Genomic DNA, 3,950 nt, shown 5'->3' with positions numbered 1-3,950 from the left:
GAGCTGGTCAAGCGTGGCGTGCGCCCGGACATGGTCACCGACCAGACCAGCGCCCACGACCCGCTCAACGGCTACCTGCCCGCCGGCTGGACCTGGGACGAATACCGCGCCCGCGCSAAGACCGAACCGGCCGAAGTGATCAAGGCCGCCAAGCAGTCKATGGCCGTGCACGTCAAGGCCATGCTCGAGTTCCAGAAACAAGGCATCCCGACGTTCGACTACGGCAACAACATCCGTCAGATGGCGCAAGAAGTGGGCGTGGAAAACGCCTTCGACTTCCCGGGTTTCGTCCCGGCCTACATCCGTCCGCTGTTCTGCCGTGGCATCGGCCCGTTCCGTTGGGCTGCGCTGTCGGGCGACCCGCAAGACATCTACAAGACCGACGCCAAAGTCAAAGAGCTGATCCCGGACGACGCGCACCTGCACAACTGGCTGGACATGGCCCGCGAGCGCATCAGCTTCCAGGGCCTGCCGGCGCGTATCTGCTGGGTTGGCCTGGGCCAGCGCGCCAAGCTCGGCCTGGCATTCAACGAAATGGTGCGCAGCGGCGAGCTGTCGGCACCCATCGTGATCGGCCGCGACCACCTGGACTCCGGCTCGGTGGCCAGCCCCAACCGTGAAACCGAATCGATGCAGGACGGCTCCGACGCCGTGTCCGACTGGCCACTGCTCAACGCCTTGCTCAACACCGCCAGCGGCGCGACCTGGGTTTCGTTGCACCACGGCGGCGGCGTCGGCATGGGCTTCTCCCAGCACTCTGGCATGGTGATTGTCTGTGACGGTACCGACGAAGCCGCCGAGCGTATCGCGCGCGTGCTGCACAACGACCCGGCGACCGGCGTGATGCGTCATGCGGATGCCGGCTACCAGATCGCGATTGATTGCGCCAAGGAGCAGGGTTTGAACCTGCCGATGGTCAAGTAAACCAGGCAGGCAGTTGCACCCTTTGCTTCATGGACGTCGGGCAGGTTGAGACGGATTTCAAGGTTCCGGTGCTTTATGTGTTTTCGGTAGGAGTGACTTGATGAGTCTCATGCAGATGCTCAGTTTTGGCGACACGGGTTGGGGGATGGCCTTGCTCAAGGCCGCCCTCATGACCGTGTTGTTGACCCTTGCGGCGCTGGTGGTCGGTGCGCTGGTCGGCAGCCTGGTGGCCATGGCCAAGCTTTCCAAAAAGCGTGCCTTGCGATACCTGGGGGATGCCTATTCCATCCTGTTCCGGGGGATTCCGGAGCTGTTGGTGATCTACCTGTTCTATTTCGGCGGTGCCAGTGTGGTGACGGCCGTCAATCACTGGTTTGGCGGTGAAGGCTATGTCGATGTCCCGCCGTTCATGGTGGGGGCCATCGCCGTCGGATTGATCTCGGCGTCGTATCAGGCTGAGGTCTATCGCGGTGCCTTTATCGCGGTGGCCAAGGGTGAGCTTGAGGCAGCACTGGCGATCGGCATGAACCGCGCAACGCGGATTCGCCGGGTGCTGATCCCGCAGATCTGGCGGTACGCGCTGCCGGGCCTGGGCAACGTCTGGCAAATGAGCCTGAAAGACTCCGCGCTGATTTCGGTGATTGGCCTGGTGGAACTGATGCGCGCCAGCCAGGTGGCGGCGGGTTCCACGCGCCAGTACTTCACGTTCTACATCGTCGGCGGCGTGTGCTACCTGATTCTGACCGGGCTTTCGGGCCGTCTTTTCAATATTGCCGAAGCGCGCGTACAGCGTACGCAGCGGCGCAATCCTGCACAGTCGTGAGAAGGGACCGTTTGCCATGATCGATTTCGCCTTTCTTGCCGACACCATGCTCAAGTTGCTGGGTGCCTTGCCCATCACCCTGGCCTTGTTTTTTTCGTCCCTGACCCTGGGGTTGCTGCTGTCGCTGGGCGTGGTGTCCATGCGCGTCAGCCGCTGGCCATTCCTCAGCTACCCGGCGCGTTTCTACATCATGCTGTTTCGCGGCACGCCGCTGATGATCCAGATGTTCCTGATCTATTACGGCCTGGGGCAGTTCCCGGCGATTCGCGACAGCTTCCTGTGGGTGGTGTTGAGGTCGCCTTATGGCTGCGCCGTGGTCTCCCTGGCGCTGTGCACCGCCGGCTACACCGCTGAAATCATTCGCGGTGGCCTGCTGAGCGTGCCTCAAGGGCAGATCGAAGCGGGGCAGGCGGTAGGCATGGGGCGTTGGACCCTGCTGTGGCGAGTGATCGGCCCGGTCACCTTGCGCCAGGCGCTTCCGGCCTATTCCACCGAGGCCATCTTGCTGGTCAAGTCCACCGCGCTGGCCAGCCTGGTCACCGTGTGGGACGTCACCGGCGTGGCGCAACAAATCATCCAGCGTACCTACCGCACCATGGAAGTGTTCATTTGTGCGGCGTTGATCTATCTGATCCTGAATTTCCTGGTGGTGCGTGTGGTGGCCTGGATTGAACATCGTCTGTCGCCCCATCTGCGTGAGCGGCCGAAAGACGTGCCGGTCAAGCAAACCCCCGAACCTATTTCTCATTCCTGATTGCAGCGGAGCTTGTCATGAGTACTCAGATTCAGAGCGCCCTTACGGTTAACAACATTCACAAGGCTTTCGGTTCGGCACAGGTTCTCAAGGGGATTTCGCTGGAGGCTCACAAAGGTGACGTGATTTCCATCCTCGGTGCCAGCGGTTCGGGCAAGAGCACTTTCCTGCGTTGTATCAACCTGCTGGAAACCCCGGACGAGGGCAGTATTGTGCTCGACGGCGAAACCATCGAGCTCAAGCGCCAGCGCAACGGTCGGTTGTTGCCTGGCAGCACGCGGCAGGTGGAGACCATGCGCAGCAAGCTGGGCATGGTGTTCCAGAGTTTTAACCTGTGGTCGCATATGACGGTTTTGCAAAATGTCATCGAGGGGCCGATGCGGGTGCTCAAGCGTTCGAAGGCCGAGTGTGTGGAGGAAGCTGAGCAACTGCTGCACAAGGTGGGGCTTTATGATCGCCGTGATTATTACCCGGCGCATTTGTCGGGTGGGCAGCAGCAGCGGGTGGCGATTGCCCGGGCGTTGGCGATGAACCCGCAAGTAATGTTGTTTGATGAGCCGACGTCGGCGCTGGACCCGGAGTTGGTGGGGGAGGTGTTGCGGGTGATGCGGTCGCTGGCCGAGGAAGGGCGGACCATGTTGGTGGTGACCCATGAAATGGGGTTTGCGCGGCATGTGTCCAATCGGGTGGTGTTTATGGCCAATGGGTTGATTGATGCCCAGGGCACGCCGGCGGAGTTGTTTGAGGGGTTGCCGACGGAGCGGTTTCGGCAGTTTGTATCGAGTCATACGCAGCGTAGTGCGGAGTAGTGGTTGGGTGTTGGTTGGGTTTGGGTATATATCCGTTGCTGCGGTAACGGCCGCTTATGGTTTCGCTCTTACAGCGAGTCACTTTGCAAAAGCGTGTACGGACCGGACACATGGTGGACACATGTGCGGGGACATGGTTGACACATTATGAACCGTAATCAGGCTGTTTCACGTCGATCGTTCGCAAAAAATGATGGCAGAAATAGACGTCAAATAGCCCGTCACTTTCAGTGTTGGGACGTAGTGCGATGTGATGTCCGGCCAGGCCTTTGGCGATCCTGAAATAGCGCTTCTGAAACTTAAATCGGCTGTGATAAACCTTGGCCTTTAAATCGTCCGGCCCGTACTCAAACGCCAAAAGCGTCTCCGGATAAGCCCAGGGGCTTTCTCGGTATCGGTCCATTGGAACCTTGTAACCCAGAGCTTGATGAGGGCGTTGATGGTTATAAACCTCTCGCCATTGATCGAGATTTGTTTGCGCCTCTGCAAGCGTCCGAAAATGGCGGCCGTTGAGCACTTCAGCCTTGAGTGACCGATGAAATCGTTCGATCTTTCCATTGGTTTGAGGGTGGAAAGGCCGACTGAAACTTACTCTGATACCTAGGCGAACGAGCCAGATACTCAGTTCCGTGATCTCCCC

At 59.7% G+C, this 3,950-nt stretch carries 5 protein-coding genes; 4 read left to right on the top strand and 1 reads right to left on the bottom strand.

Going from position 1 to position 3,950, the window contains the following annotated elements; genetic code table 11:
* From hutU to JV201_RS19215, 4 genes are all read left to right on the top strand, one after another.
* On the top strand, positions 1-924 hold a 924-nt coding region (gene hutU, locus JV201_RS29830; protein WP_257903240.1), incomplete at its 5' end, for a urocanate hydratase.
* 100 nt (positions 925-1,024) lie between these two features.
* Positions 1,025-1,747 carry an ABC transporter permease gene (locus JV201_RS19225; protein ID WP_003220032.1) on the top strand — a complete coding sequence of 241 codons (723 nt, stop codon included), beginning with the start codon at positions 1,025-1,027 and terminating at the stop codon, positions 1,745-1,747.
* A gap of 16 nt (positions 1,748-1,763) precedes the next feature.
* Complete coding sequence (locus JV201_RS19220) at positions 1,764-2,501, top strand: ABC transporter permease (RefSeq protein ID WP_003220033.1); 738 nt, start codon at positions 1,764-1,766, stop codon at positions 2,499-2,501.
* A gap of 17 nt (positions 2,502-2,518) precedes the next feature.
* On the top strand, positions 2,519-3,310 hold the full coding sequence (locus JV201_RS19215; RefSeq protein WP_003220035.1) for an ABC transporter ATP-binding protein: 792 nt from the start codon (positions 2,519-2,521) through the stop codon (positions 3,308-3,310).
* Between the two features lie 145 nt (positions 3,311-3,455).
* Here the strand turns inward: JV201_RS19215 and JV201_RS29825 are convergent.
* On the bottom strand, positions 3,456-3,950 hold a 495-nt coding region (locus JV201_RS29825; RefSeq protein ID WP_257903239.1), incomplete at its 5' end, for an integrase core domain-containing protein.

The sequence above is a fragment of the Pseudomonas sp. Colony2 genome (assembly GCF_019382755.1).
Classification (GTDB): Bacteria; Pseudomonadota; Gammaproteobacteria; order Pseudomonadales; family Pseudomonadaceae; genus Aquipseudomonas.
The sequence above is the reverse complement of the archived record's forward strand: the minus strand, read 5'-3'. Positions and strand labels throughout refer to the sequence as shown.

Coding starts and splice junctions, on each gene's coding strand:
- JV201_RS19215 (WP_003220035.1), top strand. CDS start 2,519: ATGAGTACTCAGATTCAGAGCGCCCTTACGGTTAACAACATTCACAAG.
- JV201_RS19220 (WP_003220033.1), top strand. CDS start 1,764: ATGATCGATTTCGCCTTTCTTGCCGACACCATGCTCAAGTTGCTGGGT.
- JV201_RS19225 (WP_003220032.1), top strand. CDS start 1,025: ATGAGTCTCATGCAGATGCTCAGTTTTGGCGACACGGGTTGGGGGATG.